General features: G+C 68.6%; 23 protein-coding genes. 17 read left to right on the forward strand and 6 right to left on the reverse strand.

Annotated features, from left to right (window positions below; genetic code table 11):
- The first annotated feature begins 142 nt into the window (after window positions 1–142).
- From NJ4_RS03505 to NJ4_RS03530, 6 genes are all read left to right on the forward strand, one after another.
- Window positions 143–1,162: an ATP-binding cassette domain-containing protein gene (locus NJ4_RS03505; protein ID WP_067430254.1), complete on the forward strand. Its 1,020-nt coding sequence runs from the start codon at window positions 143–145 to the stop codon at window positions 1,160–1,162.
- On the forward strand, window positions 1,159–1,926 hold the full coding sequence (locus NJ4_RS03510; RefSeq protein ID WP_067430257.1) for an ABC transporter permease: 768 nt from the start codon (window positions 1,159–1,161) through the stop codon (window positions 1,924–1,926). Before NJ4_RS03505 ends, NJ4_RS03510 begins: the two co-directional genes overlap by 4 nt.
- A gap of 98 nt (window positions 1,927–2,024) precedes the next feature.
- Entirely contained in the window at window positions 2,025–3,482 is a 1,458-nt protein-coding gene (locus tag NJ4_RS27120) for a fatty acid desaturase (RefSeq protein WP_067430260.1), read from the forward strand.
- On the forward strand, window positions 3,482–3,673 hold the full coding sequence (locus NJ4_RS03520; RefSeq protein ID WP_067430263.1) for a ferredoxin: 192 nt from the start codon (window positions 3,482–3,484) through the stop codon (window positions 3,671–3,673). Before NJ4_RS27120 ends, NJ4_RS03520 begins: the two co-directional genes overlap by 1 nt.
- Window positions 3,674–3,696: 23 nt before the next feature.
- On the forward strand, window positions 3,697–4,302 hold the full coding sequence (locus NJ4_RS03525) for a TetR/AcrR family transcriptional regulator (protein WP_082748144.1): 606 nt from the start codon (window positions 3,697–3,699) through the stop codon (window positions 4,300–4,302).
- A 150-nt stretch (window positions 4,303–4,452) separates the two neighbouring features.
- Window positions 4,453–5,280 carry a methylenetetrahydrofolate reductase gene (locus tag NJ4_RS03530; RefSeq protein ID WP_217996736.1) on the forward strand — a complete coding sequence of 276 codons (828 nt, stop codon included), beginning with the start codon at window positions 4,453–4,455 and terminating at the stop codon, window positions 5,278–5,280.
- A gap of 47 nt (window positions 5,281–5,327) precedes the next feature.
- Here NJ4_RS03530 and NJ4_RS03535 read toward each other — a convergent pair whose 3' ends face one another.
- From NJ4_RS03535 to NJ4_RS03555, 5 genes are read right to left on the reverse strand one after another with little or no spacing between them, the layout of a single operon-like run.
- Window positions 5,328–5,996: a DUF1638 domain-containing protein gene (locus tag NJ4_RS03535; RefSeq protein WP_082748145.1), complete on the reverse strand. Its 669-nt coding sequence runs from the start codon at window positions 5,994–5,996 to the stop codon at window positions 5,328–5,330.
- Window positions 5,923–7,959 (reverse strand): ASKHA domain-containing protein, encoded by a 2,037-nt coding sequence (locus NJ4_RS03540; protein ID WP_217996737.1) that lies wholly within the window; start codon window positions 7,957–7,959, stop codon window positions 5,923–5,925. The genes NJ4_RS03535 and NJ4_RS03540 overlap by 74 nt, the downstream gene beginning before the upstream one ends.
- On the reverse strand, window positions 7,956–8,843 hold the full coding sequence (locus NJ4_RS03545) for a dihydropteroate synthase (protein WP_067430269.1): 888 nt from the start codon (window positions 8,841–8,843) through the stop codon (window positions 7,956–7,958). The genes NJ4_RS03540 and NJ4_RS03545 overlap by 4 nt, the downstream gene beginning before the upstream one ends.
- Window positions 8,840–9,520: a corrinoid protein gene (locus NJ4_RS03550; RefSeq protein ID WP_217996738.1), complete on the reverse strand. Its 681-nt coding sequence runs from the start codon at window positions 9,518–9,520 to the stop codon at window positions 8,840–8,842. The genes NJ4_RS03545 and NJ4_RS03550 overlap by 4 nt, the downstream gene beginning before the upstream one ends.
- Window positions 9,517–10,296, reverse strand: coding sequence for an IclR family transcriptional regulator (locus NJ4_RS03555; RefSeq protein WP_067430273.1), 780 nt, complete (start codon window positions 10,294–10,296; stop codon window positions 9,517–9,519). Before NJ4_RS03555 ends, NJ4_RS03550 begins: the two co-directional genes overlap by 4 nt.
- 117 nt (window positions 10,297–10,413) lie before the next feature.
- Between NJ4_RS03555 and NJ4_RS03560 the strand changes: the two genes are divergently transcribed.
- Complete coding sequence (locus NJ4_RS03560; protein WP_067430276.1) at window positions 10,414–11,853, forward strand: trimethylamine methyltransferase family protein; 1,440 nt, start codon at window positions 10,414–10,416, stop codon at window positions 11,851–11,853.
- 226 nt (window positions 11,854–12,079) lie between these two features.
- On the opposite strand, the gene purU is transcribed toward NJ4_RS03560, so the two are convergent.
- Window positions 12,080–12,967 carry a formyltetrahydrofolate deformylase gene (purU, locus tag NJ4_RS03565; RefSeq protein ID WP_067430279.1) on the reverse strand — a complete coding sequence of 296 codons (888 nt, stop codon included), beginning with the start codon at window positions 12,965–12,967 and terminating at the stop codon, window positions 12,080–12,082.
- A 100-nt stretch (window positions 12,968–13,067) separates the two neighbouring features.
- Here purU and NJ4_RS03570 point away from each other — a divergent pair, with 100 nt between their 5' ends.
- The 10 genes from NJ4_RS03570 (at window position 13,068) to NJ4_RS03615 (ending at window position 26,149) form a co-directional block, all read left to right on the forward strand.
- Window positions 13,068–13,838 carry an IclR family transcriptional regulator gene (locus tag NJ4_RS03570; RefSeq protein WP_067430282.1) on the forward strand — a complete coding sequence of 257 codons (771 nt, stop codon included), beginning with the start codon at window positions 13,068–13,070 and terminating at the stop codon, window positions 13,836–13,838.
- A 133-nt stretch (window positions 13,839–13,971) separates the two neighbouring features.
- A complete protein-coding gene (locus tag NJ4_RS03575; RefSeq protein WP_067430285.1) occupies window positions 13,972–15,444 on the forward strand; it encodes an aldehyde dehydrogenase family protein in 1,473 nt (490 codons plus the stop codon).
- A gap of 49 nt (window positions 15,445–15,493) precedes the next feature.
- Complete coding sequence (gene betA, locus NJ4_RS03580) at window positions 15,494–17,227, forward strand: choline dehydrogenase (RefSeq protein ID WP_067430288.1); 1,734 nt, start codon at window positions 15,494–15,496, stop codon at window positions 17,225–17,227.
- The gene (locus NJ4_RS03585; RefSeq protein WP_067430291.1) at window positions 17,224–18,309 is read left to right on the forward strand and encodes a quaternary amine ABC transporter ATP-binding protein; all 1,086 of its coding nucleotides are present in this window, start codon (window positions 17,224–17,226) and stop codon (window positions 18,307–18,309) included. The genes betA and NJ4_RS03585 overlap by 4 nt, the downstream gene beginning before the upstream one ends.
- Window positions 18,306–20,345 carry an ABC transporter permease gene (locus tag NJ4_RS03590; protein ID WP_067430295.1) on the forward strand — a complete coding sequence of 680 codons (2,040 nt, stop codon included), beginning with the start codon at window positions 18,306–18,308 and terminating at the stop codon, window positions 20,343–20,345. Before NJ4_RS03585 ends, NJ4_RS03590 begins: the two co-directional genes overlap by 4 nt.
- Window positions 20,346–20,391: 46 nt before the next feature.
- A complete protein-coding gene (locus tag NJ4_RS03595) occupies window positions 20,392–21,381 on the forward strand; it encodes an ABC transporter substrate-binding protein (RefSeq protein ID WP_067430298.1) in 990 nt (329 codons plus the stop codon).
- Window positions 21,382–21,397: 16 nt separating this feature from the next.
- On the forward strand, window positions 21,398–21,736 hold the full coding sequence (locus NJ4_RS03600) for a hypothetical protein (protein WP_067430301.1): 339 nt from the start codon (window positions 21,398–21,400) through the stop codon (window positions 21,734–21,736).
- Between the two features lie 149 nt (window positions 21,737–21,885).
- Window positions 21,886–24,405 carry a GcvT family protein gene (locus tag NJ4_RS03605; protein ID WP_067430303.1) on the forward strand — a complete coding sequence of 840 codons (2,520 nt, stop codon included), beginning with the start codon at window positions 21,886–21,888 and terminating at the stop codon, window positions 24,403–24,405.
- Entirely contained in the window at window positions 24,405–25,178 is a 774-nt protein-coding gene (locus tag NJ4_RS03610) for an electron transfer flavoprotein subunit beta/FixA family protein (protein ID WP_067430306.1), read from the forward strand. Before NJ4_RS03605 ends, NJ4_RS03610 begins: the two co-directional genes overlap by 1 nt.
- The gene (locus NJ4_RS03615; RefSeq protein ID WP_067430310.1) at window positions 25,175–26,149 is read left to right on the forward strand and encodes an electron transfer flavoprotein subunit alpha/FixB family protein; all 975 of its coding nucleotides are present in this window, start codon (window positions 25,175–25,177) and stop codon (window positions 26,147–26,149) included. Before NJ4_RS03610 ends, NJ4_RS03615 begins: the two co-directional genes overlap by 4 nt.
- Window positions 26,150–26,172: the final 23 nt, after the last annotated feature.

The following is a 26,172-nucleotide window of genomic DNA, read 5'->3' on the forward strand; positions in this document are numbered from 1 at the left end:
CGAGCCGTCGCCGACGTGCATGTCGGCGGTCTCTCGTCCGCTCGCACGCCCGAGGGGTTAATCGCCTTGACGAGGACGTGTTCCGTGCCGAACACTGCCTCTATTCAATGTTGAACACACCACCTCAGGAGCGGGAGACCAGATGATCCATGCACGAGGACTCGTGCAGACCTTTCACACGGGTCAGGGCAAGAAGAAGACCGAGGTGCGCGCCGTCGACGGTGTCGACATCGACGTGGCCGAGGGCGAGGTGGTCGGGTTCCTCGGCCCCAACGGCGCCGGCAAGACCACCACGTTGCGCATGCTCACCACGCTGCTCAAGCCGACCGCCGGCACGGCGACCGTGGCCGGCTTCGACGTGGCCACCCAGTCACAGGACGTACGCCGCAGCATCGGCTACGTCTCCCAAGCGGGCTCGACGTTCTCGAGCGCGATCGCCGGCGACGAGGTGATGGACCACGGCATGCTCTACGGCATGTCGCGCCGCGATGCCGAGCGCCGAGGCAAGGAGCTCTTCGAGCAGCTCGACCTGCCGGGCCTGTGGCGCCGGATGCCCAAGAACATGTCAGGTGGCCAGAAGCGGCGCCTCGACATCGCGATGGGGCTGATCCACGAGCCCAACCTGGTCTTCCTCGACGAGCCCACCACCGGGCTCGACCCGCAGGCCCGCGCGAACCTCTGGCAGCACATCGCCGGACTCCGTGCGAAGCAGGGCGTCACCGTCTTCCTGACCACGCACTACCTCGACGAGGCCGACCACCTGGCCGACCGCATCGTCATCATCGACAAGGGCAGGATCGTGGCCAGCGACACCGCCGACAACCTCAAGGCCCAGGTCTCCGGTGACCTGGTCGACCTCGAGGTGGCCGGCGACGACCAGGTCGCCGTCGCCCGCGACAAGCTGGGCTCGATCGCGGCCGACCTCGAGGTCGAGGGCCGCCACGTCCGCGGCCGGGTGCAGCGCGCCGGCCGCGTCGTCCCCGGCCTGTTGCGTGACCTCGACGCCGGCGGGGTCGCCCTCGACTCGATCGAGGTGCTCCGCCCGACGCTCGACGACGTCTTCCTGACCCTGACCGGCCGCTCCCTGCGCGATGCGGAGGCCGCCGAGGAGGGCGCGGACGCCGAGGAACCCACTGACGAGCTCGAAGGAGCCACCCGATGACCCCGTTGTTCTGGCGAGAGTCCTTCATCGTCTTCCGCCGCCAGATCCGGATGAACCTGCGCAACCCCGCCTGGGTGCTGATCGGCGTGCTCCAGCCCGTGCTCTACCTGGTGCTGTTCGGCCCGTTGCTCAAGCCCCTGGTCGCCCAGTTCGACCTGCCCACCGACAATCCCTACACGTTCCTGGTGCCCGGCCTGCTCGTGCAGCTGGGCATGTTCGGTGCCTTCTTCGCCGGCTTCGGCCTGATCGCCGAGTGGCGTGAGGGCGTCGTCGAGGCCGAACGCGTCACTCCGGCCAGCCGTACGGCGCTCCTGGTCGGACGACTGATGCGTGATCTGCTGCAGCTGCTGGTGCAGGCGCTGATCCTGATCGGGCTCGGCTTCTGGATGGGCATGCGCGCACCTGTCGGCGGGGTGATCGTGGGCGTCGTGCTCACGCTGTGCGTCGGTGGCGCCTGTGCCGCGGCGTCCAACGCCCTGGCGCTGACCACCAAGAGCGAGGACGTGATGGCGCCGCTGATCAACATGATCATGATGCCGGTGCTGCTGCTCTCGGGAATCATGCTGCCGATGACGCTCGGGCCGAAGTGGCTGGAGAACACCAGTGACTTCATGCCGTTCCGCTGGATCACCGACGCGGTGCGCGGCACGTTCGTCGGTGACTTCGGCTCCTCCGCGATGGCGTGGGGCGTGGGCTGGGCGGCCCTGCTGTTCGTGCTCGCGCTCTGGTGGGGCACCTCGGTCTTCCGCAAGGAGAACGCCTGACCCCTTGACATCGGCGACTGTACAAAGCATCCTTTTTTGTAAAGCGACGCCGATCACACGACTCATCGACCCCGGCGTCCCTTACGAGGAGGTTCGCCATGGCGACCAGGACAGCGGGCACCGTCCCGGCCGGATCCACCGAGAAGTGGCGCGACAACAAGCGCTACCTGTGGCTGATCGGCCTTGTCGTGCCATCTCTCGCCTTCGTCGCGTTCGGCATGTATGCCCTGACCGGATGGGGCGTCTGGTTCTGGGTGGGCCCGATCGTGATCCTCGGCGTGGTCCCGGCCATCGACCTCGTCGCCGGTCTCGATCGCTCCAACCCGCCCGACGACGTGATCGAGGAGCTGGAGAAGGACAAGTACTACCGCTGGATCACCTTCCTCTTCCTTCCGATCCAGTACGCCGGCTTCGTCGGCGCCATGTGGCTGGTCAGCGGCGGCAACCCCCTCGGCCTGATCGACGAGCCGCTCGGCCTGGTCGACAAGATCGGCTTGGCCATCTCGATCGGCTGTATCGGCGGGATCGGCATCAACACCGCGCACGAGCTCGGCCACAAGAAGGAGTCCAACGAGCGCTGGCTCTCCAAGATCGCGTTGGCCCAGAGCTTCTACGGTCACTTCTACATCGAGCACAACCGCGGCCACCACGTGCGCGTGGCCACCCCCGAGGATCCCGCCAGCAGCCGTTTCGGTGAGAACTTCTACCAGTTCTGGCCGCGAACGGTCATCGGTTCGCTGAAGAGCTCGTGGAACCTGGAGAAGAAGCGCATCGCCCGCAAGAACAAGCACCCGTTCCGCCTGAGCAACGACGTGCTCAACGCTTGGTTGATGTCGTCAGTGCTGTTCGGCGCGATGATCGCGATCTTCGGCATCGGCATCGCTCCCTACCTGGTGATCCAGGCGATCGTCGGCTTCTCGCTGCTCGAGGTGGTCAACTTCATGGAGCACTACGGCATGCTGCGCCAGAAGGTCGGCGCGGGTGAGCGTCAGCGCTACGAACGGGTGCTGCCCAGCCACAGCTGGAACTCCAACAACATCGCCACCAACGTGCTGCTCTACCACCTGCAGCGGCACAGCGACCACCACGCGAACCCGACCCGGCGCTACCAGACGCTGCGCGACTTCGAGGAGTCGCCGGTGCTGCCCACCGGCTATGCCGGGATGATCGTGCTGGCCCTGTTCCCGCCGGTCTGGCGTCGGGTGATGGACCCCCGGGTGATCGCCCACTTCGACGGCGACCTGACCCTGGCGAACCTCCAACCGGGCAAGGAGGAGAAGCTGCTCGCCAAGTACGGCGTCGCGATGAGCGAGGCCAAGGCCGAGCGCCGGGCCCGTGACGACGAGGCCGCTGCCCTGGCCGTCAGCGTCGGCAACGAGGTGCTCGCTGCGCGATGCCCCGGCTGTGACTACGTGTACGACGTGGACGCGGGTGACGAGCACGAGGGCTTCGCTGCCGGTACGGCGTGGGCCGACATCCCCGACTCCTGGTGCTGCCCCGACTGTGGTGTGCGCGAGAAGGTCGACTTCGTTCCGATCGACAAGGCGGTGGCGTGATGCGCATCGAGGTGGATCGCGACACGTGCGAGGGCCTCGGCATGTGCGAGGCGATGGCCCACGACTTCTTCGAGGTCGATGACGACGACGTCATGCACCTGCTCGACGAGGAGCCGGGCGAGGAGCACCGCAAGGTGCTCACGGCTGCGGTGAACTCGTGCCCGGTGCTGGCCCTGAGCCTGGTCGGTTGACCCTGCTTACCTACGATGGGGTCATGGCGTCCGCCCCACAGATCCGTGACGAGCAGCCCGACGACGAGCCGGTCACGACGCGCGATCGCATCATCGACAAGGCGGCGGAGCTGACCACGCAGCACGGGTGGGCGTGGGTGACCATGTCCAAGCTCGCCGACGCGGCGGGAGTCAGCAGGCAGACGGTCTACAACGAGATCGGCACCAAGCCGGCCCTGGCCGAGGCGATGATCCTGGGAGAGCTGGCCCGGTTCCTGGACCTGGTGAATCGCGCGTTCGACCACCACCCCACCGACCTGGTGGCCGCGATCCGTGGAGCGTCCCGGGCGGTGCTCGAGTTCGCGGAGGACAACCCGTTGCTCCACGCCGTCGTCTCCGCCACGCACGGTGCCGACACTGAGCTCCTACCGCTGTTGACCACGCACTCGCAGTCGTTGCTCGGCGTGGCCAAGCTCGTCGTGCACGAGCGGGTGGCGCCCTTCGAGGTCGTGATCGAACCCGATCGGCTGGACGCCGCGATCGACATGGTGGTCCGCGTGGTGCTCAGCCACGTCATGCAGCCATCGGCCTCGCCTGCGGAGACCGCCGACGACGTCTCGTGGATCGCCGAGCGGGTCCTGCGCCCCTGACCGTTCCGAGTCGCAGCAAGATGACGGGCCGAAGGTCTGTTCCGGGCCGGTCTGCGGGTCTACGCTGTTGGCACCGTGGTGCGTATGACGAAATCAAGGTGCACGATGCGCAACAGATTGGACGCTGGGGGGCGAACGCGGAACCAGACGATGCGGCGCCTGCTCGAGCAGGCGAGGTACGAGGTGCTGCCGACCGCATCGACGGAGGAGAAGGTGGTCGAGCACGTTCCGCTCGACCGTGTGATCACCGTGACCGCGTCACCGAACAAGGGCCTGGACGCGACCTTCGAGCTGGCCGAGCGTCTGACCCGGCACGGGTACGCCGTCGTGCCCCACCTGGCCGCGCGCATGGTCAGCGGACGCCCCGAGCTCGAGGAGATCTGCGACCGGCTGACCGGCGCCGGCATCACGCGGGTGTTCGTGCCCGGCGGTGACGCCGACCCGGCGGGCGACTACCCCGATGCCCTGTCACTGCTGGAAGATCTGGTCGCGCTGGGTCGGCCGTTCGCCCACGTCGGCATCACCGGCTACCCCGAGTCGCACCCACAGATCAGCGACGACCTGACGGTGCAGGCCATGTGGGACAAGCGCCGGCACGCCACGCACATCGTCAGCAACCTCACCTTCGATCCCGGCACCATCAAGGTGTGGCTCGAGCGGATGCGGAGACGCGGGATCACCACGCCGTTGCTCCTGGGGATCCCCGGTCCCGTCGACCGGACCAAGCTGATCGCGATGGCGACCCGCATCGGGGTCGGTGAGTCGACCCGGTTCCTGGCCAAGCACAAGGGCACGTTCGCCCGGCTCGCGGCTCCCGGCGGGTTCACCGGCGAGCGCTTCCTGGCCAGGTGCGCACCGGCGCTGGGCACACCCACCGCGTTCGTCGAGGGCCTGCACGTGTTCACCTTCAACCAGATCGCCGAGACGGAGGCGTGGCGGACCGACCTGTTGCAGCGCCTCGGACCCGACCGCGCCTGAAGCAGGGCTCGGCCACAGGTCGGTGCAGGTTTCCTGAGGCCGAGCGGTCAGGAGGTCATGGCCCCGACCAGCCCGGCCAGTGCGTCCTCGAGGCCGGTCAGTCCGGTGGGAACCACGGTCAGCGGGAGCCCGATCCTGGCGGCGGCATCGGTGGCGAGCCGGTCCAGCTCGTCGTCCGGCTCCTGGGCGAGCCAGACGACCCGGGTGTACTGGCCGAAGTAGTCGTCGCGCAGCTCCGGGTGCCGATCGAGACCGAGCTCGCGCACGACCGTGCGCTCGAACGACCGCACCAGGAAGTCGGTCAGCACGTAGGTTCCCGGCTGCTCGGCGAAGAACTTCTCGATCCGCGAGGCGCCGCCGAAGACGTCGTAGCAGTGCAGTCCGGGCAGGCGGTCGATCCCGAGCTCGGCACACACCTCGTCCAGGGCGCCGTACGTGCCGCAGTCGGCGTACCCGACGACGACGCGCACACCACCGTCACGGAGGGCCAGGGCCAGGGCGCGCACCTGGTCGGCGATCAGGTGCGGCTGGTTGTGCAGGAGCGGAGGAAGCGGGTGCACGTCGATCGCCCACCCGCGGCGCTCGGCGATCTGCGCGGCCGGCTGGGCGAGGGCGCCGCAGGCGATCAGGGCCGTTCGGCGGTCACGATCCCCGGCTGAAGCCGAGGTGCTCGATGAACCGCTCGTTGAAGTCGGGACGGTCGGAGAGCTCGACATAGGTCACCTCCTCCACCAGGGTCTGGGCGCCGGCCCGCTCCGCCAGGGAGAGCAGCGCCATCTTCGCGCCCTCGCCGGCCACGTTGCCTGCCGACACGATGCGCAACAGGGGCAAGGGCGGCACCAGGCCGATGCGTACGGCGGCCGCGGGGGAGAGGTAGCTGCCGAACGAGCCGGCGAGCAGGACCTGTTGCACGTCGCGGTGCTCGAGCCCGAGTTCGTCGAGCAGGAGCGACCACCCCGTGGAGATCGCGGCCTTGGCGAACTGCAGCTCACGGACGTCGCGCTGGGAGAGCACGACACAGTCGACCGGGTCGGCGTCGGGCGCCGGTCGGTGCAGCACGAACACCCGCTCCTCACCCACCCGGGTCAGTCGGTCGGCCAGACCGGGTGCCACCTCGGCCGCGGCATCCTCGGGCACGAAGCGTCCGGAGTCGTCGAGCAACCCCACCCGCACCAGCTCGGCGACCGCATCGACGAGTCCCGAGCCACACAGGCCGCGGGGCGCCACGTCGCCGATCACCTGCAGCTCGACCGGATCGGTCGAGTCCACGTCGACGTGGAGCCTCACCACCTCGATGGCGCCTTCGGCGGCACGCATGCCGCAACGAATCGCGCCGCCCTCGAAGGCCGGCCCGGCCGGGGCCGCGGTCGACACGATCGTGTCGCCGTCGCTGAGCACGATCTCGCAGTTGGTGCCGACATCGATGAAGAGCCGCGTGCGCTTGTCGCGATCCATCCCGGTGGCGAGCATGCCGGCCACGATGTCGCCGCCGACGTACGCCCCGAGCGCGGGGAACATGACGGCCCGGGCCCGCGGGTGCAGTGCCAGGCCCAGGTCGGCGGCCAGCACGGTGGGCGGCAGCGCCGTAGTCATCACGAACGGGGCGACACCGATCGGCTCGGGATCGATCCCGAGGGCCAGGGCGACCATCGTGGCGTTGCCGGCGAGGGCGACTTCGTAGACCGACTCCGCAGGCACGCCGCCCTCGCGGCAGACCTGCTCGGCGAGCTCGGCCAAGGTGGCTCCGGCCGCCTGCTGGAGTCGTTCGAGGGCGCGATCGTCCATCATCGTCGCGCTGATCCGGCTGATCACGTCGCCACCGAAGGGCTGTTGCTTGTTGAGCATCGACGCCACGGAGACCGGGGTGCCGGTGGTCAGGTCGAGAAGCGTCGCGACCACCGTGGTGGTGCCGAGGTCGAAGGCGATCGCGTGCCGGTGGTCGGTGGTGTCCCCGGGCTCGATCGCGACCAGTGCCTCGTCGACGATCACCGCGGTCACCTTGAAGTCCGCGGCGCGGAGCACCCCGGGCAGCTGACGCAGCACGTGCAGGTCGGGGGACGGCGCGAGGTCGGTGATCGCGTCGAGCAGGCGCACGAGGTCGCTGCGCTGGTCAGCGAGGGTCGGCTCGTCGAGCTCGACGTACCGCTTCTGCACGGCCGGCCGCAGGATCACCTGCCGCCCGACGCCGACGGTGGCGGCCTTCGGGCGGGTGGTCAGGGGCGGCACGAACACCTGAAGGTCGCGGGTGGCGGGCACGAGGCAGGCGAGTCGCCATCCCTCATCGAGCTGTGCCGGTGTGAAGGTGCGGACGTCGTGGCGCGTCACCGGCGTCGACCCCTCCACCTGCACCTTGCACTTGTGGCACGTGCCGTGACCGCCGCAGGTCGAGTCGATCGCGATCCCGTTCCACGATGCGGCGTCGAAGACGTTGACACCCGGCGGCACCCGGACCGAGCGTTGGCTGGCAGGAGCCTCGTCGGAGGTGCCGGCGGCGGGGCCGGTCTGCACGGTGAACGAGAGCGTCACCCGGCCCAGCCCGTCGTGCGGTTGGGTGTCGGCTCCGCGTGCTTCGAGCAGCCCCTCACGCTGGATCTCCATGACGGAGACCTCGGGCGGCTCGGCGTCGGGAGGCAGCTCCTGGCCGTCGGGGACGCCCGGGTCGCCGCTCACCTCGGTCACGCCGACTCGTCCCTCCTCGCGCGGTGACCGGCGATCCAGGCAGAGCCCCACTCGTCGTGGTCGAGGAGCAGGTCGGCGGCCTTGACCGCGGTGACGATCTGGGGAGTGCGCGCGTCCATGATCGCGCTGGTCAGCCCGGAGAGCATGGCCATCGGCAGGAACGTGGCGCCGAGCGTGTGTCGGTCGGGCATGCCGAAGGAGACGTTGGAGGCGCCGCACGTCATGTTGACGCCGAAGTCGTGCCTGATCCGCCGCATGGTCTCGAGGGTGGTCATCAGCGTGGTGGTGTCGGCGCCGATCGGCATCGCCAACGGATCGATGACGATGTCGGCGGCCGCGATGCCGTACTCGGTGGTGGCGACCCGGATGATCTTCTCGGTCAGCTCCAGCCGCTTCTCCACCTCCATCGGGATCTCGTGCTCGTCGTTGGGCAACGCGATGACGGCGGCGTCGTGCTTCTTCACCAGCGGCAGGATCTGCTCGAGACGCTCGTCCTCGGCGGTGACGGAGTTGACCAGCGCCCTGCCGTCGTACGCCGCCAGCCCGGCCTCGAGGGCCTCGACCACGCTGGAGTCGATGCAGATGGGCAGGTCGGTGAGGCCCTGCACCTTCTGGATCGCCCGGACCAGGAGGTTGGCCTCGTCGGTCAGTGGCACCCCCATGTTGATGTCGAGGACGTCGGCCCCACCCGCCACCTGGGCGTGGACGTCGCGTTCGACGGCGGACAGGTCACCCGCGCGCAGCTGTTCCTGGAAGATCCGGCGACCGGTCGGGTTGATGCGCTCGCCGATCAGGCAGAACCGGCGACCGTGGCCGATCACGACCTCGCGACTCGCCGAGCGCAGCACCGTCTCGAGGGGGGTGGCCGGCGAGCTCGCGCTCATGCCGGCACCTTGGAGCGGCGGTCCTTGATCAGGGCCTTCGCCTTCTTCACGCAGGCCGAGGCGTCGGGGGCGTAGCCGTCGGCGCCCACCGCATCGGCGTACTCCTGGGTCACCGGCGCACCGCCGACCATGACGATCACGCTGTCGCGGACGCCGGACTTCTCCAGCGCGTTCATGTTGGCCTTGAACATCGGCATCGTGGTGGTGAGGAACGCGGAGAAGCCGACGATGTCGGGCTGGTGCTCCTCGATCGCGGCGACGAACTTCTCGGGCGGGACCTGGACCCCCAGGTCGATCACCTCGAAGCCGGCGCCCTCGAGCATGATGTTGACCAGGTTCTTGCCGATGTCGTGCACGTCGCCCTTGACCGTGCCCATCAGGAACTTGCCGATCGTCTCGGCCCCGGTCTCGGCGAGCAGGGGCCGCAGCACCTCCATCGCCCCGGCCATGGCCCGGCCGGCGATCAGCATCTCGGGCACGAAGAAGTCGCCGCGCTCGAAGCGCGCGCCGACCTCCTCGAGTGAGGGGATCAGTGCGTCGAAGAGCAGGGTCTGGGGCTCCATGTCGAGCTCGAGGCCCTGGTGGGTCAGCTCGAGGACGTGTGGGGCGTTGCCGACGAGGGTGTCGTCGTAGAGGCCCTGCAGGATCTCTTCGGGAGTCAGTTCCGGGGAGGTCATGCGGCCCCCTCCTTTCGGGTTCGCCGTCGGAGCAGCACGGAGAGCTGGTCCGCCCGGTCGATCAGGGTGTGCCCGACGAGGTCGAGCCGGCCTTGCAGCCGTTGGCTGGGCCCCGAGATGCCCAGGGAAGCGATCACCGTGCCGTCGGCGCCACGCACCGCCGCGGCCACACCGGTGAGCCCGATCTCCAGCTCGTCGACCGTGGTCGCGTAGCCGCGCCGACGCCCCCGGTCGAGGTCGCGACGCAGGTCGTCGACGTCGGCGACGGTGTGCTCGGTGAGCTGGTCGAGGCGACCTGTCGGCAGCTCGAGGACCGCGTGGGTGTAGAGGATCTTGCCCAACGCGGAGCAGTGCGCAGGAACCTCGACCTCGGTCCAGTCACGGGTGCCGAGCATGTAGGGCGTGTCGACCTGGGCGACCTGGACCACCCGGTCGCCGCGAGGCACCGCCAGGTTCACCGTCTCGAGGGTGTCCTTGCCGACCTTCTCCATCGTCGGGCGGGCCAGGCGGACCAGCTCCTCCCACGGGTCGTGCCGGGTGGCGTAGAGCCAGAACAGCGGGCCGGCGACGTAGGAGCCGTCGCCGTTGCGCTCGAGCAGCTCGGTGCGCTCGAGCGCCGTCAACAGTCGTGAGGTCGTCGACTTCGGCAGTCCGCACTCCTCGAAGAGGTCGACGAAGCTCAATGGTTCGTCGGCCTGCACCACGGTGCGGATCAACGTGGCCGCTCGGTCGAGTGCCTGGGTCCCGGTGGCGGGCTCTTTGCCGGTGTTGCTCAACTGCTGCCGTCCTCGCGTCGCACTCCTCAAGCATGTTCCATAATATGGAACCGCATTCCCACATTATGAGGTTAAGATCTCGACAAGGTCGGGGTCAAGAGCGACACAGGAGGATGTATGTTCAGGAACCGGATGCCGCGCTACGAGATTCTCTCGGCTGAGGCGATGGCCACCCTCGACGGCGGCTGGCGACGGATCCTCACCGAGATCGGTGTGGAGTTCATGGACGAGCGGGCGCTGGAGCTCTTCCGCGCCGCGGGACAGAAGGTCGAGGACAACACCGTCTTCCTCGATCCGGAGTTCGTGCTGGCCCAGGTGGCCAAGGCGCCGCGCGAGTTCGACGTACAGGCTCGCAACCCGGTGAACAACGTGCACATCGGCGGTGACGCGATGGCCTTCGCCGCTGTCTACGGACCGCCGTTCGTGCGCGAGGGTGAGACCCGACGTGACGCCACGATGGCCGACTTCCGCAACTTCAGCCGGCTGGCGCAGTCGTTCCCGGTGCTCGACTCCGCCGGTGGCGTGATCTGCGAACCCAACGACACCCCGCTCGACAGCCGGCACCTCGACATGACGCTGGCCCTGCTCACCGAGACCGACAAGGTGTTCATGGGCAACGTCGTCTCGGCGGTCAACGCCCGCGACGTGTTGGCGATGTGCGACATCGTCTTCGGCTCGCGGGAGGCGATCGAGAAGACGCCGGCCACGATCTCGCTGATCAACTGCAACTCCCCGCTGCACTGGGACGACCGGATGCTGGAGTCGATGTTCGAGTACGTCGCGGCGGGGCAGCCGGTCATCCTCACACCCTTCCTGCTGATGGGGGCGATGTCGCCGGTGACGGTGCCCGCGGCCCTGGTGCAGCAGATCGCCGAGGCCCTCTCCGGCATTGCGCTGGCCCAGCTGATCAGGCCGGGCGCACCCGTGGTCTTCGGCTCGTTCCTCTCCAACATCGACATGCAGTCCGGCTCGCCCACCTTCGGCACCCCCGAGTCGGGGATCGGGTTGCTGTGCACGGGTCAGATCGCCCGTCGGTTCGGCCTGCCCTTCCGCACCGGGGGCGGACTCACGTCGTCCCAGGTGCCGGACGCGCAGGCCGGATACGAGGCGCTGATGACGATGCTGCCCACGTTCCTGGCCGGTGCGAACTGGGTGATGCACGCGGCCGGGTGGCTCGAGGGTGGGCTGGTCTCGGGCTACGAGAAGTTCATCGTCGACACCGAGATCCTGCAGATGCTCGAGGCGGAGTTCACCCCGCTCGAGATCGACGAGGCGTCGCTGGCCTTCGACGCCCACCAGGAGGTCGGCCACGGCGGCCACTTCCTGGGCGCGGCGCACACCATGGAGCGCTTCCGCACCTGCTTCTACCGGCCGATGCTCTCCTCGTCGGAGAACTTCGAGCGCTGGACCCGTGGTGGCGGACTCGACACCGCGGCACGGGCCGGCTCCATCTACCGCACCAAGCTCGAGGAGTTCTCGCCGCCGGCGCTCGATGACGGCGTACGCCAGGAGCTGGAGGAGTTCGTGACACGCCGCCGCAAGGAGCTCGGCGACTGACCACGCCCCCGTGGACGACCGCACCCCGGTGGTCCATCAGCGAGCAGCGCCCGTCGAGAATGCGAGCAGGACTCCCCTGGGTCGGGCCGGAGTTGAGTGCACGATCGATGTCGAGTTCGACCCGATTCTCGACACGGATCGTGCACTCAACGCGTCCGGCGTCCGGCGTACGGCGGCGGTGGCGAAGGTGGCGAAGGTGACGTGTTCTGGAGACCCCCCCCGGGGGTCAGCGGAAGACGACGGTGCGGTGGCCGTTGAGCAGCACCCGGGACTCGGAGTGCCAACGCACGGCCCGTGAGAGCACCTGAGCCTCCACGTCGCGCCCGGCGGAGACGAGCTGCTCCTGGTTGTGGTTGTGGTCGACGCGCATCACGTCCTGCTCGATGATCGGCCCCTCGTCGAGGTCGCCGGTGACGTAGTGGGCGGTCGCGCCGACCAGCTTCACGCCCCGGTCGAAGGCCTGGTGGTAGGGCTTGGCGCCCTTGAAGCTGGGCAGGAACGAGTGGTGGATGTTGATCGCCTTGCCGGACAGCGCACGACACGTCGGGTCGGAGAGCACCTGCATGTAGCGGGCCAGCACGACGAGGTCGACCCCGTGCTCGGCGACCAGGCGCAGCATCTCCGCCTCGGCCGCCGGCTTGGTAGCGGCCGTCACCGGAATGTGGTGGAAGTCGATGCCGTAGGACCGGACCAGTGCCTCGGCGTCGGGATGGTTCGAGATGACCGCGGGGATCTCGATCTGAAGGGCGCCGGTGGAGGTGCGGAAGAGCAGGTCGTTGAGACAGTGGAGATGCTTGGAGACCATGATCAGCGTGCGGTACGGCGCGGCCGCGTCCCACAGTTCGAAGGCCATCGACAGCTCGGCAGCGACATCGGCGAAGTCCTCGCGAAGTGCTGCCACGTCGGGGGCCGCACCCTCGACCTCGAAGTCGATACGCATGAAGAACCGGTTCGTGAGCCGGTCTCCGAACTGCTGGCTCTCGATGATGTTGGCTCGATTGCGCACCAGGAATCCCGTCACCGCGTGCACGATGCCGGAGCGGTCGGGGCAGACCAGCGTGAGGACGAAGTCACCGGCTGGGTCGCTGGCGTTGGCGGCGTACTGGAGAACCATGGTGCCCCTGTTCTGTGGCATCGAGCGTGTTGCGTAGTTCGCTGCAACAGTCTGCGATACGCAACAGCACCTGCGCCAGTGCCTGCGCTAATGTCGCGGCATGGACAAGCCCCGCACGGTTGACGGAGTCCAGTCGGTCGACCGGGCGCTGAACATCCTCGAAGGCATCGCCCGACTCGGGGTGGTCGGAGTGACCGAGATCGCCGGCGAGCTCGGAGTCCACAAGAGCACGGCCTTCCGGCTGGTGGCCACGCTCGAGGCGCACGGTCTCGTGGAGCAGACGGGCGAACGCGGCAAGTACCGCCTCGGCGTGGGCATCCTGCGCCTCGCCGGGGCCACCACGGCCCGGCTCGACGTGGTCCAGGAGGCCCGGTCGGTCTGCCGGAAGCTGGCCGCCGAGACCGGGGAGACGGTGAACATCGCCGTGCTCTCCGAGCACTCGGCGCTCTACCTCGACCAGGTCGCCGGATCCTCGGCCCTGCAGTCGCACAACTGGGTCGGCCAGCACATCCCCCTCCACGCGACCAGCAACGGCAAGGTCCTGCTCAGCGGTCTGGCGCCCGACGACCTGGAGGAGTTCCTCGGAGCCCTGCCGGCCTACACCGAGCTGACGATCACGCGGAAGGGCAAGCTCCGCAAGGAGCTCGACCATGCTCGCGACGTGGGCCATGCGGTGGCCGTCGACGAGCTCGAGGTGGGTCTGACCGCCGTCGCCGCGCCGATCCGGAACGCCCACGGTGACGTGATCGCCTCGATGAGCGTCTCCGGCCCCACCTTGCGACTCGACCGCGAGCGGGTGGACGAGGTCGTCGAGCAGGTGATCGCGGCCGCCACCGAGGTGTCCTACCGCCTGGGCTGGGGTCACCGTTAGGTCAAAGTTCCTCGATTCACTTGACGTCGCAGGGACAGGCGGCAATCCTGCCAAAGGGCGATCCTGTGGGTTGCGTGACATGAGACATGTTGCGTGATGCGCGACGAGACCCTCCGGAGAGGTGGGGCGAGCGGTGCCGGAGATCTACATTGACGGCCAGTGGTGTGCCGCGCGCGCTCACGGTCGACGCGAGATCCGCTGTCCCGCCGACGGCACCCTGGTCGCTGAGGTCGACGACGGGGACGCTGCCGACACCGCCGCGGCGATCGCTGCCGCGCACCGGGCCTTCCACGACGGACCGTGGCCCACGACCGCGGCCCGCGAACGGGGGGACCTGCTGCTGCGGGTGGCCGACCTGCTCGAGCGGGACAGGGCGACGGTGGCACGAGCGGAGTCGCTCGACACCGGCAAGAGGCTCGTCGAGAGCGAGTACGACGTCGACGACGTCGTGGGCGTGTTCCGCCACTACGGTCTCGTGGCGGCCGAGGACGCGGGCCGGGTCGTCGACACCGGTGACCGGGACGTCGCCAGTTGCGTGGTGCACGAGCCCCTCGGCGTGTGCGGACTGATCACGCCGTGGAACTACCCCTTGCTGCAGACGTCATGGAAGGTCGCGCCCTGCCTGGCTGCCGGCAACACGTTCGTGCTCAAACCGAGTGAGATCACACCGCACTCCGCGATCCTCCTGATGCGGCTCCTCGAGGAGGCGGGTCTGCCGCCGGGCGTGGGCAACCTCGTCCTCGGAGACGGCCCCGGCGCGGGCAGCCTGCTCAGCACCGACCCCCGCGTCGACCTGGTCTCCTTCACCGGAAGCCTGGCTGTCGGCAAGGTGCTGATGGCCAACGCGGCCGGCACGGTGAAACGGGTCGCGCTCGAGCTGGGTGGCAAGAACCCCAACGTGGTCTTCGCCGACGCGCCTCGAGAAGCAGCCCTCGACATGGCGCTGACCGCGGTCTTCCTGCATTCGGGCCAGGTCTGCTCGGCCGGCGCCCGTCTGGTCGTCGAGGAGTCGATCCACGACGAGTTCGTCGACGCCTTGGTCGAGCGGGCCAGGCTGATCCGACTCGGTGGGCCGTTCGACACCCAGGCCGAGACCGGTCCGCTGACCAGTGCCGCCCACCTGGCCAAGGTCGAGGCGTACGTCGAGGCGGGGATCGCCGAGGGCGCGGTGCTCCGGTGCGGTGGCGGCAGGCCCGACGACCCAGCGCTGGCCGGCGGTTTCTACTACCTGCCGACGGTGCTCGACGAGTGCACCAGCGACATGTCGGTCGCCCAGGACGAGTCGTTCGGCCCGGTGCTGACCGTGGAGACCTTCACCGACGAGGACGACGCGGTGCGCATCGCCAACGACAGCATCTACGGCCTGGCCGGCGCGGTGTGGACCAGCGACGCCGGCCGCGGCCAGCGCGTGGCGCGCCGACTGCGCATGGGCACGGTGTGGGTCAACGACTACCACCCCTACGTGCCCCAGGCCGAGTGGGGCGGGTTCAAGCAGTCCGGCATCGGCCGCGAGCTGGGTCGCGCGGGGCTGGAGGAGTACCAGGAGACCAAGCACGTCTGGCAGAACCTGCGACCCGAGCCACAGGGGTGGTTCGCCGGGTCTTGACAGCGTGGAAGGCCGTGGAGGGCCGAATCGTGAAAGGGAGTGGGTGCGCATGACCGATCGCTACGACTTCGTCATCGTCGGAGGCGGCTCCGCCGGGTGCGCCCTCGCGAACAGGCTCTCGGCCGACCCGGCGACCACGGTGCTCGTCCTCGAGGCCGGACGAAACGACTACAAGTTCGACCCCTTCATCCACATGCCGGCGGCCCTACCGTTTCCGATCGGCAGCAGGTTCTACGACTGGAAGTACGAGTCCGAACCCGAGCCGCACATGGGCGGCCGACGCGTCTATCACGCCCGCGGCAAGGTGCTCGGTGGTTCCAGCAGCATCAACGGCATGATCTTCCAGCGCGGCAATCCGCTCGACTACGAGCGATGGGCCGCCGACGACGGCATGGAGACCTGGGGCTATGCCCACTGCCTGCCCTACTTCAAGCGCATGGAGACACTGCTGCTCCCGGACGGCAGCGTCGGCGCCGACCAGTGGCGGGGCGGCAGCGGCCCGCTTCGACTCGAGCGCGGCCCGGCACTCAACCCGCTGTTCGGGGCGTTCTTCGAAGCCGCCCAGCAGGCCGGACACCCGCTGACCGACGACGTCAACGGCTATCGCCAGGAGGGCTTCGCCCGCTTCGACCGCAACGTCTTCCACGGCCGCCGATTCTCGGCCGCGCAGGCCTACCTGCACCCGGTGATGGACCGCCCCAACCTCGACGTGAAGACCTACGCATTCGTCGAGGGCCTGGTCTTCGAGGGTCAACGGGCCACGGGCGTCGAGTGGTCGCGCGGACGCACCAAGCACACGACGTACGCCGAGGAGGTGATCCTGTGCGGCGGGGCGATCAACTCGCCGCAGCTGCTGCAGCTCTCCGGCATCGGCAACGCGGCCGAGCTCGAGGCGCTCGGCATCGCGGCGCGCCACGACCTGCCGGGAGTGGGGGAGAACCTGCAGGACCACCTCGAGGTCTACATCCAGTACGCCGCCACGCAGCCGGTCTCGATCGCCCCCGGACTCAAGTGGCGCAACCGGCCCAAGCTGGCCGCTGACTGGCTCTTCCGCCGCAAGGGCCTGGGCGCCACGAACCACTTCGAGGGCGGGGGATTCGTCCGCGGCAACGACCGGGTCGACTACCCGAACCTGATGTTCCACTTCCTGCCGATCGCGATCCGTTACGACGGCAGCGCGCCGGCCGGGCTCGACAAGGGTGCGCACGGCTACCAGGTGCACATCGGGCCGATGTACTCCGACGTGCGCGGCAGCGTGAAGATCACCTCCACCGACCCGTCGCGACACCCGGCGCTGCGGTTCAACTACCTCTCCACCGAGCAGGACCGCCAGGAGTGGGTGGAGGCGATCCGGGTGGCCCGCGACATCCTCGAGCAGCCGGCGTTCGCCCCGTTCAACGGCGGCGAGGTGTCGCCGGGGCCGAAGGTGGAGACCGACGAGGAGATCCTCGACTGGGTCGCCAAGGACGCGGAGACCGCGCTGCACCCCTCGTGCACGACCCGCATGGGCACCGACGCGATGAGCGTGCTCGACCCGACGTCGCTGCGGGTGCACGGCATCGAGGGGCTCCGGGTGGTCGACGCGTCGGCGATGCCCTACGTGACGAACGGGAACATCTATGCGCCGGTGATGATGCTGGCCGAGAAGGCCGCCGACCTGATTCTCGGGAACACACCCCTGGCGCCGGACCAGGCGCCCTACTACCGCCATCGCGACGGCGCACCCCTGCACCCGCCGGGCGATCCACGCAACTCCATCGACTCCGAAGGGGCCCCTCAATGACCACCTCAGACGCAGAGATTCTGGTCAACCAGAGCAGTCCCGGGCCAGACGCCTCCGGCGCCGCGGCCCTGAGCGTGCGCGGCCTGTGGAAGATCTTCGGCCCCCGGGCCGATCGGATCATCGGAACGCCGGACGCCGACCTCTCCCGGGCCGACCTCAAGGAGAAGACCGGCTGTGTGGTCGGCGTCAAGGACGTCTCCTTCGATGTCTCCCCGGGCGAGGTGTTCGTGGTGATGGGCCTGTCCGGCTCCGGCAAGTCGACCCTGGTCAGGTGCCTGACCCGGCTGATCGAGCCCACCGCTGGTGAGGTCGAGCTCGGCGGGATGGACGTGACGTCGGCCAACGCGGCCGGACTGCGCGACCTGCGCCGCAACCAGGTCTCCATGGTGTTCCAGCACTTCGGCCTGCTGCCGCACCGCCAGGTGATCGACAACATCGCCTACGGGCTCGAGATTCGCGGCGTCGGCAAGAAGGAACGGCGGGCCAAGGCAGCCGAGGTGGTCGATCTCGTCGGCCTGACCGGCTACGGCAGCTCCTACCCCGACCAGCTCTCCGGCGGCATGCAGCAGCGGGTCGGCCTGGCCCGCGCCCTGGCCGGCGACCCGTCGATGATGCTGTTCGACGAGCCGTTCTCGGCTCTCGACCCGCTGATCCGTCGCGACATGCAGAACGAGGTGATCCGGCTCCAGGCGGAGCTGAAGAAGACGATGGTCTTCATCACCCACGACCTCCAGGAGGCGCTCAAGCTGGGTGACCGGATCCTGATCATGCGCGACGGCGAGATCGTGCAGATCGGCACCCCCGACGAGGTGGTCGGCGCACCTGCTGACGACTACGTCCGTGACTTCACCTCCGACGTACCCCGCTCACACGTGCTGACCCTGAAGTGGGTGATGCGCGACCCCCGACCCGGCGACTCGAGTGAGGGGCCGGTGATGACCTCCGACACGATCGTCCGAGCGGCCGCGCAGGCGGCGCTGGCCTCCGACCACCCGGTCCGGGTGATCGACGACGGCAAGCTGGTCGGCATCGTCGACGACGACGCGATCCTCCGGGTCGTGGTGGCCGAGGAGTCGGCGTGAGCCTCGGTCGGATCCCGCGCTGGGCCTGGGCCCTGGTGGTGGTCGGGCTCTGGGTCGTCGTCTGGGCGCTGACCAAGGGCACCGACACACTCGCCCTCCCCGGGCGCGAGCACACCGATCTTCACAACGAGCTGACCGGCTGGCGCAACGACCTGATCGCCGGGCGTGACGACAACGCGCTCATGCAGTTTACCGGCCAGATCGCCGATGCCGCCCTGAAGTCGGTCGACTGGTTGCAACGAATGCTCTCCAGGCCGAACTACCCGCGACCGGTGCCGGAGATCGGTTGGCTCGGGCTGCTCGGCATCATCATGTGGATCTCGCATGCGGTCGCCGGCTGGAAGTACGCCGTCCTGAACGGCGCGATCATGTTCATCGCCGCGGTGATGGGGCTCTGGGCCGACACGGTCGACACCCTGATCGTCACGCTGCTGGCCGTCATCTGTGCCGTCATCATCGGCATGCCGATCGCGGTCCTGATCGGCACCAGCGACTGGGCGAACCGGATCATCGGCATCGTCCTCGACCTGATGCAGACGATGCCGACCTTCGTCTACCTGATCCCGGTGGTGCTGTTCTTCGGAACCGGCGCACCGGCTGCCATCGTCGCGACCCTGATCTATGCGCTGCCTCCGCTGATCCGGGTCGCCGGGTTCGGCATCCGCCAGGTGTCACCCACGGCCATCGAGGCCACCGACTCGATGGGCCAGCGGGCATGGCAACGGCTGTTCAAGGTGCAGCTGCCGATGGCCCGGCGCACGATCATCGTGGGTCTCAACCAGACGACGCTCGCCGCGCTCGCGATGGCGGTCATCGCTTCCTACGTGAACGGACCCGGGCTCGGCAGGCCGGTGGTGGACGCGCTGGAGATCGCCGACGTCGGCCGCGGTCTGGTGCCCGGCGCCATGCTGGTGCTGCTGGCGATCATGCTGGACCGCACCACCACCGCCGCCAGCGAGCGCTCGGAGCTGCTGGCACGCAGTGGGGGCGGCAACCGCCGGCACCGCTGGGGCAGCCTTGCCGTCGGTCTCGTCGCCGTCGGCGTGATGATCCAGATGTCGCGCGTCTACTCCTGGGCCGCCACCTATCCGTCGACGGGCTGGTCGTCCGACCTGGCCGACGGCATCAACAAGGTCGCGAGCTGGGTCTTCTCCACGTTCGGTGACCTGACCGGGGCGTTCAAGGACCTGGTCACCTACGGCCTGCTCAACCCGATGCAGAGCGTGCTCGCCGAGTCCCCGTGGTTCGTCAGCGGCGCCGCGATCCTGCTCCTCGCCCTGGTGGTCGGTGGCTTCCGGACGACGGCCACGACGGCCACCGTGACGGCCTGGACGGTGCTGTGCCTGACAGGCATCTGGTACCTCGACCTGTGGCACGACGCGATGATCTCCCTGAACATGGTGCTGGTCGCGACCCTGCTCACGATGATCCTGGCGGTGATCTTCGGAGTCTGGATGGCCCGGCGGCCCAGAGTCGACCTGATGATCCGGCCGCTGCTGGACATGGGGCAGACCATTCCGCCGTTCGTCTATCTGGTGCCGGTGTTCTACCTGTTCGACCAGACCCGGTTCACGGCCATCTTCGCCGCGATCGTCTACGCCGCGCCGGTGGCGATCAAGCTGGTCGCCGACGGCGTACGCGGGGTGCCGGAGACGACCCTCGAGGCCGGCCGCTCGGCCGGCTCCACGGCCTGGCAGGAGATCACCAAGGTGCAGCTGCCGATGGCCTCACGCTCCCTGGTGCTGGCGGCGAACCAGGGACTCCTCTACGTCCTGTCGATGGTGGTGATCGGCGGCATGGTGGGCGCCGGTGCGCTCGGGTACGACGTCGTACTGGGCTTTTCCCGGTTCGAGGAGTGGGGCAAGGGACTCGCCGGAGGCCTGAGCATCGTGCTCCTCGGCATCATGCTGGACCGGATCTTCCGGGCTGCCGCGGTGACGGGATCCTCGACGCCGGTGCGGCGCCGAACACGACGACCCGCAAGGGCGGAGGAGGAGTCGAACGACCGCGTCGAGCCACTGGCCGTCACCGGATGAAGCGAATCGGCCATGCAACAGCGGCCATGAGAAGAAGGAGATCCAGATGAAGAACAGATGGAACAGGGGCGTTCGGGTCCTGGGGGTGTCCGCGTGCCTGGCCCTCGTCCTCGCCGCATGTGGTGACGGTTCGATCGACAAGGCGACCGACGAGAACAAGGAGGCCCAGGCCGAGTGCGGGGGCGACGGCGAGCTCAACCTGGCCGTCAACCCGTGGGTCGGGATGGCGGCCGACGCCTACGTGGTCGGCACCCTCGCCGATCAGGAGCTCGGCTGCAAGGTCAACTACAAGGAGCTCAAGGAGGACGTTGCCTGGCAGGAGTTCAAGGGCGGCGGAGTCGACGTGGTCATCGAGGACTGGGGCCACCCGGCACTGGAGGACCAGTACTTCGCCGAGAAGGGCGACGGTTCGGCCGAGGACTTCGGGCCGACCGGCAACATCGGCATCATCGGCTGGTACGTGCCGCCGTGGCTCGCCGAGGAGCACCCGGACATCCTGGAGTACGAGAACCTCAACAAGTACGCCGACAAGTTCAAGACCTCGGAGTCCGGCGGCAAGGGCCAGTTCCTGGGAGCCGACCCGTCGTACAAACAATTCGACGAGGCGATCATCGCCAATCTCGACCTCGACTTCAAGGTGGTCTTCTCCGGTGGCGAGGCGGCCAGCATCTCCGCCTTCAAGAAGGCGGAGAAGAACAAGGAGTGGATGATCGGCTACTTCTACGACCCGCAGTGGTTGCTGGCCGAGATCCCGGTCAAGAAGGTCGCGCTGCCCGAGTACACCGACGGCTGCCAGGACGACCCGGCCAAGGTCGCCTGCGACTACCCCGAGACCGAGTTGAAGAAGATCGTCTCGACCAGTTGGTCCGGTGACGGCGGAGCGATGGTCGACTTGGTCAAGAGCTTCTCGTGGACCAACGAGGACCAGAACCTGGTCGCGAAGTACATCGCCGACGACAAGATGACGCCGGAGGACGCCGCGAAGAAGTGGATCGCGGACAACCCCGACAAGGTCGACGCCTGGCTCGGTCGCTGATGAAGATTGCAGTCTGATGAGTGAGGTTGAGTACGTCGAGGAGCCAGATGATGAGGCCCTCGGTCCCTCGGTGGTGATGGACCGCGACACGGTGGAGATGCTTGCCGGAGTCGTGGCCACACTGCAGGGACACATCTGGGCCGGCACCGTCGCCCCCAGCGACGTACGCCGACTGGCTCGGAAGTTCGTTGAGGCAGGTCGGCTTGACGAGGATTGGACCGAACAGCAGCTTCGTAGCCGACTGGAGGACCTCATCTTCGCGATGCAGTTTGCTCTTGGTCGGATCGACGAACTGCCCGGTCCCGCCACCTCGCCTGTGCGTGACCCGGAGGACGGGCGCGAACGAGGCCTGTAGCGCACAAAAGCGACGGCCCCACGGTGTTCTCACCGTGGGGCTGTTGCGATTTCGTGGGAATCCCTTGACACGGGAACAGGCTGGGCGGACGCTGGACCTGTTCCTTAATACGCATTACGTTGCGTATTGCGCAACCGATAGGTGGACTCATGGCAGACGTTCCGACCCGTGCCCGTGTCGTCGTGATCGGCGCCGGAATTGTGGGCAACAGTCTCGTGCACCATCTCGCCCGTCTCGGCTGGCGCGACATCGTGCAGATCGACAAGGGAGCGCTGCCCAACCCCGGAGGCTCGACCGGTCACGCCTCGAACTTCATCTTCCCGGTCGACCACTCCCGGGAGATCACGGACCTGACCCTCGACTCGGTGCGGCAGTACAAGGAGATGGACGTCTTCACCGAGTCCGGCGGGTACGAGATCGCCCGCACCGAGGAGCGCATGGAGGAGCTGCGGCGCCGCATGTCGAGCGCCAAGGCCTGGGGCATCGAGGCCGAGCTGGTCGGTCCGGAGCACGTGAAGGAGAAGGTGCCCTTCATCGAGACCGACGACATCATCGGCGCCTTCTGGACGCCGTCCGTCGGGGTCGTCGACTCCCTGCGGGCCGGCACCATCATGCGTGAGAAGGCGTTGGAGCTGGGCGCCCTGACCGTCGTACCCAACGTCGAGGTGACCGACCTGGTGGTCACCGACGGTCGGATCACTGCCGTCGAGACCTCGGGCGGGACCATCGAGACCGACACCGTCGTGGTCGCCTGCGGCGTGTGGAGCCCGCGTATCGCGAAGATGGCCGGTGCGGCCATCCCGCTCACCCCGGCGGTGCACCAGATGATCTCGGTCGGTCCGATCCCGCAGCTCGCCGAACGGCCCGGAGAGATCAGCTTCCCGATCGTCCGTGACATGGACACCTTCTGCTACGAACGCCAGCACGGCGCCGACATGGAGGTCGGCTCCTACGCCCACCGCGCGATCCTGCACGAGCCCGACGAGATCCCCTCCATCGACCAGGCCAAGCTCTCCCCGACCGAGATGCCGTTCACCCAGGCGGACTTCGACCCCCAGCTGGAGCAGGCCTACGAGCTGATGCCTGATGCGCTGGGAGCCGATGGGGCAGAGATCCGCTACGCGATCAACGGGCTCCTCTCGCTCACCCCCGACGGGGCACCGATCCTCGGCGAGACACCCGAGGTCAAGGGCCTCTGGTCGGCCGCGGCGGTCTGGATCAAGGAGGGCCCCGGCGTCGGACGGGCGGTCGCCGAGTGGATGACGCACGGCAGCTCCGAGATCGACGTCCACCACAGCGACATCGCCCGGTTCTACCCGCACCAGCGCACCCGCTCCCACGTGCGGGCGCGCACCTCCGAGGCGTTCATCAAGACCTACGGCATCGTCCACCCCGGCGAGCAGTGGGAGGGCGAACGAGGCAAGCGACTGGCACCCATGCACACCCAGCAGAAGCAGCAGGGCGCCCACTTCTTCGAGACCGTCGGCTGGGAACGACCGCACTGGTACGACGGCAACGAGGCGCTGCTCGGCGAGTACGGCGACCGGGTGATGCCCCGCGAGCACGAGTGGGACAGCCGCTGGTGGTCCCCGATCATCAACGCCGAGCACCTGGCCATGCGCGAGCGAGCCGGCATCGTCGACCTGACCGCGTTCGCGATCTTCGACGTGGTCGGACCGGGCGCCAAGGATGCCGTGCAACGCACCGTCGTGGCGCAGGCTGACGTGGCCCCCGGCAAGGTGATCTACACCCCGGTGCTCGATGAGCGCGGCGGGTTCAAGTCCGACCTCACCGTGATGCGGCTGGCCCACGACCACTACCGGGTGGTGACCGGAGGGCTGCACGGCATGGCCGACAAGAAGTGGTTCAGTGACCACCTGCCTGCCGACGGTTCGGCGTGCGCGGCGATCGTGGACGTGACCTCGGCGTACTCCACGATCGGGCTCTGGGGGCCGAAGGCCCGCGACATCCTGGGCCGGCTCACCGACGACGACATCAGCGACGGCGGGTTCGGGTTTCTCAGTTGCCGCGACATCGAGGTCGGCAACCTCGGCGTGCTCGCCTCCCGCATCTCCTACGTCGGCGAGCTCGGCTGGGAGCTCTACGTCCCGATGGAAGAGGGCGCCCGGCTCTGGTCGCTCCTTCACGAGGCCGGTGAGCCCGACGGCGCCGTACCCGTCGGCATCGGGGTCTACGGCACCACCGGCCGGATCGAGAAGGGCTACCGCGCGTTCGGCTTCGAGCTCGACGGCGAACGCACCATCGTCGAGGCCGCCATGCAACGGCCCAAGGTCAAGCAGGCCGACTTCATCGGCCGCGAGGCCTACGTGAAGCAACGCGAGGAGGACCCGAAGACGGTGCTGTGCACGATGACGGTCGACGACCACACGTCCGCGTCCGGAGCGAAGCGCTACATGCTGGGCGGCGAGCCGATCCTGACCCGCGACGGCGGCACCCTCACCGACGGGCACGGACACCACCCCTATGTCACCAGCGCGGGTTCCGCGCCCAGCCTGGGCAAGCACGTGCTGATGGCCTACCTGCCACCCGACGAGGCCACCCTGGGCAACCAGCTCGCCGTCTCCTACATGGAGGAGCTCTACCCCGTGACGATCGAGTCGGTCGACTCCACGCCGCTGCTCGACCCCGACAACGCGCGGATCCGCTGATGGTCGACGTGCTGGTCTGCGTCAAACGGGTCCCGGACTCCTCCGGTGAGGTGCTGCTGACCGCCGACGCGCAGGCGGTCGACGCCCGCTACGTCGGCTCCACCCTCAGCGACCACGACAACTGTGCGGTCGAGCTGGCCACCCAGCTCGTGGAGACGCACGGCGGCACGGTCAGCCTGGTCTCGGTCGGAGCCCCGGAGTCGGTCGAGCAGCTGCGCAGTGCGCTCTCGGTGGGGCCCACGGCCGCGACCCTGGTCGAGACCGACCTGCGTGACTTCGGTCCCGCCGACATCGCCCACGAGATCGCCGAGGTGGTCCGTGCCCACGCCGAGCTGGGCCGGGAGCACGACCTGGTGCTGCTCGGCAACGACGCCGCCGACACCGGCGACTTCCAGGTGCCGGTGCGGTTGGCCCACGCGCTGGGCCGCCCGGTGGTCACCGGCATCAAGACGGTCGCGATCGAGAACGGTCGTGCGCTGGCCCACGGGGACTCACCGGACGGTGGCCGGGAGACCTTCGACCTGCCACTGCCCGCAGTGGTGGCGGTCTCCGAGGGCGGCGTGTCGCCGCGCTACCCCACGATCAAGGGGCGGATGGGCGCGAAGAAGGTGGAGATCGAGATGCGTACGCCGACCCGTGAGCCGCATGGTTCCGGACGGGTGCGGTTGACGCTCCCACCGCCGGCACCGTCCACGGTGCAGGTGCTGGGAGAGGGCCCGGAAGCAGCGCCGGCGGTCGTGGACCTGTTCCAGTCCCTGGGGGTCCTGCGATGATCGTGGTGCTCATCGAGACCGACGCCGAGGGGGTCACCGAGACCTCCCTGGAAACCCTCCGCTTCGCGCGCGACCTGGCCGCCGAAGGCGGCGGGGTGCCGGTGCACGGGCTGGTGGTCGGCTCGGTCCCCGACACCGACGAGCTGGGCAAGCACGGTGTGTCCACGGTATATGTCGCACGTGGCGAAGGCCTTGCGTCGTACTCGGCAGCGGCCTGGGCCGCGGCGCTGGTCGAAGCCAGGGAGCGGACGGGCGCGGTGGTGCTCACGGCGGCCGGTACCCCACGCGGCAACGAGGTGCTCGCCCACGTCGCCACGCGCCTCGACGTACCGATGGCCGCGAACGCGGTGGCGTTCGAGGGACTGGCGCCTCTGGTCGTCAAGCGTCAGGTGGCCGGCGGCGCGGCGCTCGAGGAGATGCAGCTGCCTGCCCGGCCGGCGGTGTTCACCGTGGCCGGTCACGCCGTCGAGGCACGGCCGGCCGACCAGGCCACCGAGGCAGTCGTCGAGGAGTTCGAGCCCGGGCTCGAGGCCGCGGACCTCGTCGGGCGGGTGGTGTCCACCGAGCCAGGGGTCCCCGACCAGTCCGGTGACCTGAGATCGGCCCGCGTCGTGGTCGGAGCCGGCCGTGGAGCGGGTGGGCCCGACGGGTTCGGAGCGGTGAGCGAGCTCGCTGACCTGCTCGGCGGTCAGCTCGGCGTCTCTCGCGTGGTCACCAGCCTGGGCTGGCGCCCGCACCACGAGCAGGTGGGCCAGACCGGCAGCCGGATCGCGCCCAACCTCTACGTGCCCTGCGGCATCAGCGGTGCCATCCAGCACTGGGCCGGCTGCGCCAGCTCGAAGACGATCCTGGCCATCAACACCGACGCCGAGGCGCCGATGATGACCAAGGCGACCTACGCCGTGGTGGGTGACATGCACGAGGTGGTGCCGGCGATCGTCGATGAGATCCGGCGCCGCTCCGGCACCTGATCCGGTCCTCCCGTGCCCGTGCC

The organism is Nocardioides jensenii JCM 1364 = NBRC 14755 (assembly GCF_001552535.1).
GTDB lineage: Bacteria > Actinomycetota > Actinomycetes > Propionibacteriales > Nocardioidaceae > Nocardioides > Nocardioides jensenii.

Coding starts and splice junctions, on each gene's coding strand:
- NJ4_RS03535 (WP_082748145.1), bottom strand. CDS start 5,996: ATGTCGAGCTCTCCGACCGTCCCGACTTCAACGAGCGGTTCATCGAGC.
- NJ4_RS27120 (WP_067430260.1), top strand. CDS start 2,025: ATGGCGACCAGGACAGCGGGCACCGTCCCGGCCGGATCCACCGAGAAG.
- NJ4_RS03615 (WP_067430310.1), top strand. CDS start 25,175: ATGATCGTGGTGCTCATCGAGACCGACGCCGAGGGGGTCACCGAGACC.
- NJ4_RS03560 (WP_067430276.1), top strand. CDS start 10,414: ATGTTCAGGAACCGGATGCCGCGCTACGAGATTCTCTCGGCTGAGGCG.
- NJ4_RS03610 (WP_067430306.1), top strand. CDS start 24,405: ATGGTCGACGTGCTGGTCTGCGTCAAACGGGTCCCGGACTCCTCCGGT.
- betA (WP_067430288.1), top strand. CDS start 15,494: ATGACCGATCGCTACGACTTCGTCATCGTCGGAGGCGGCTCCGCCGGG.
- NJ4_RS03525 (WP_082748144.1), top strand. CDS start 3,697: ATGGCGTCCGCCCCACAGATCCGTGACGAGCAGCCCGACGACGAGCCG.
- NJ4_RS03545 (WP_067430269.1), bottom strand. CDS start 8,843: ATGAGCGCGAGCTCGCCGGCCACCCCCCTCGAGACGGTGCTGCGCTCG.
- NJ4_RS03595 (WP_067430298.1), top strand. CDS start 20,392: ATGAAGAACAGATGGAACAGGGGCGTTCGGGTCCTGGGGGTGTCCGCG.
- NJ4_RS03600 (WP_067430301.1), top strand. CDS start 21,398: ATGAGTGAGGTTGAGTACGTCGAGGAGCCAGATGATGAGGCCCTCGGT.
- NJ4_RS03605 (WP_067430303.1), top strand. CDS start 21,886: ATGGCAGACGTTCCGACCCGTGCCCGTGTCGTCGTGATCGGCGCCGGA.
- NJ4_RS03530 (WP_217996736.1), top strand. CDS start 4,453: ATGCGGCGCCTGCTCGAGCAGGCGAGGTACGAGGTGCTGCCGACCGCA.
- NJ4_RS03585 (WP_067430291.1), top strand. CDS start 17,224: ATGACCACCTCAGACGCAGAGATTCTGGTCAACCAGAGCAGTCCCGGG.
- NJ4_RS03570 (WP_067430282.1), top strand. CDS start 13,068: ATGGACAAGCCCCGCACGGTTGACGGAGTCCAGTCGGTCGACCGGGCG.
- NJ4_RS03510 (WP_067430257.1), top strand. CDS start 1,159: ATGACCCCGTTGTTCTGGCGAGAGTCCTTCATCGTCTTCCGCCGCCAG.
- NJ4_RS03505 (WP_067430254.1), top strand. CDS start 143: ATGATCCATGCACGAGGACTCGTGCAGACCTTTCACACGGGTCAGGGC.
- purU (WP_067430279.1), bottom strand. CDS start 12,967: ATGGTTCTCCAGTACGCCGCCAACGCCAGCGACCCAGCCGGTGACTTC.
- NJ4_RS03520 (WP_067430263.1), top strand. CDS start 3,482: ATGCGCATCGAGGTGGATCGCGACACGTGCGAGGGCCTCGGCATGTGC.
- NJ4_RS03550 (WP_217996738.1), bottom strand. CDS start 9,520: ATGACCTCCCCGGAACTGACTCCCGAAGAGATCCTGCAGGGCCTCTAC.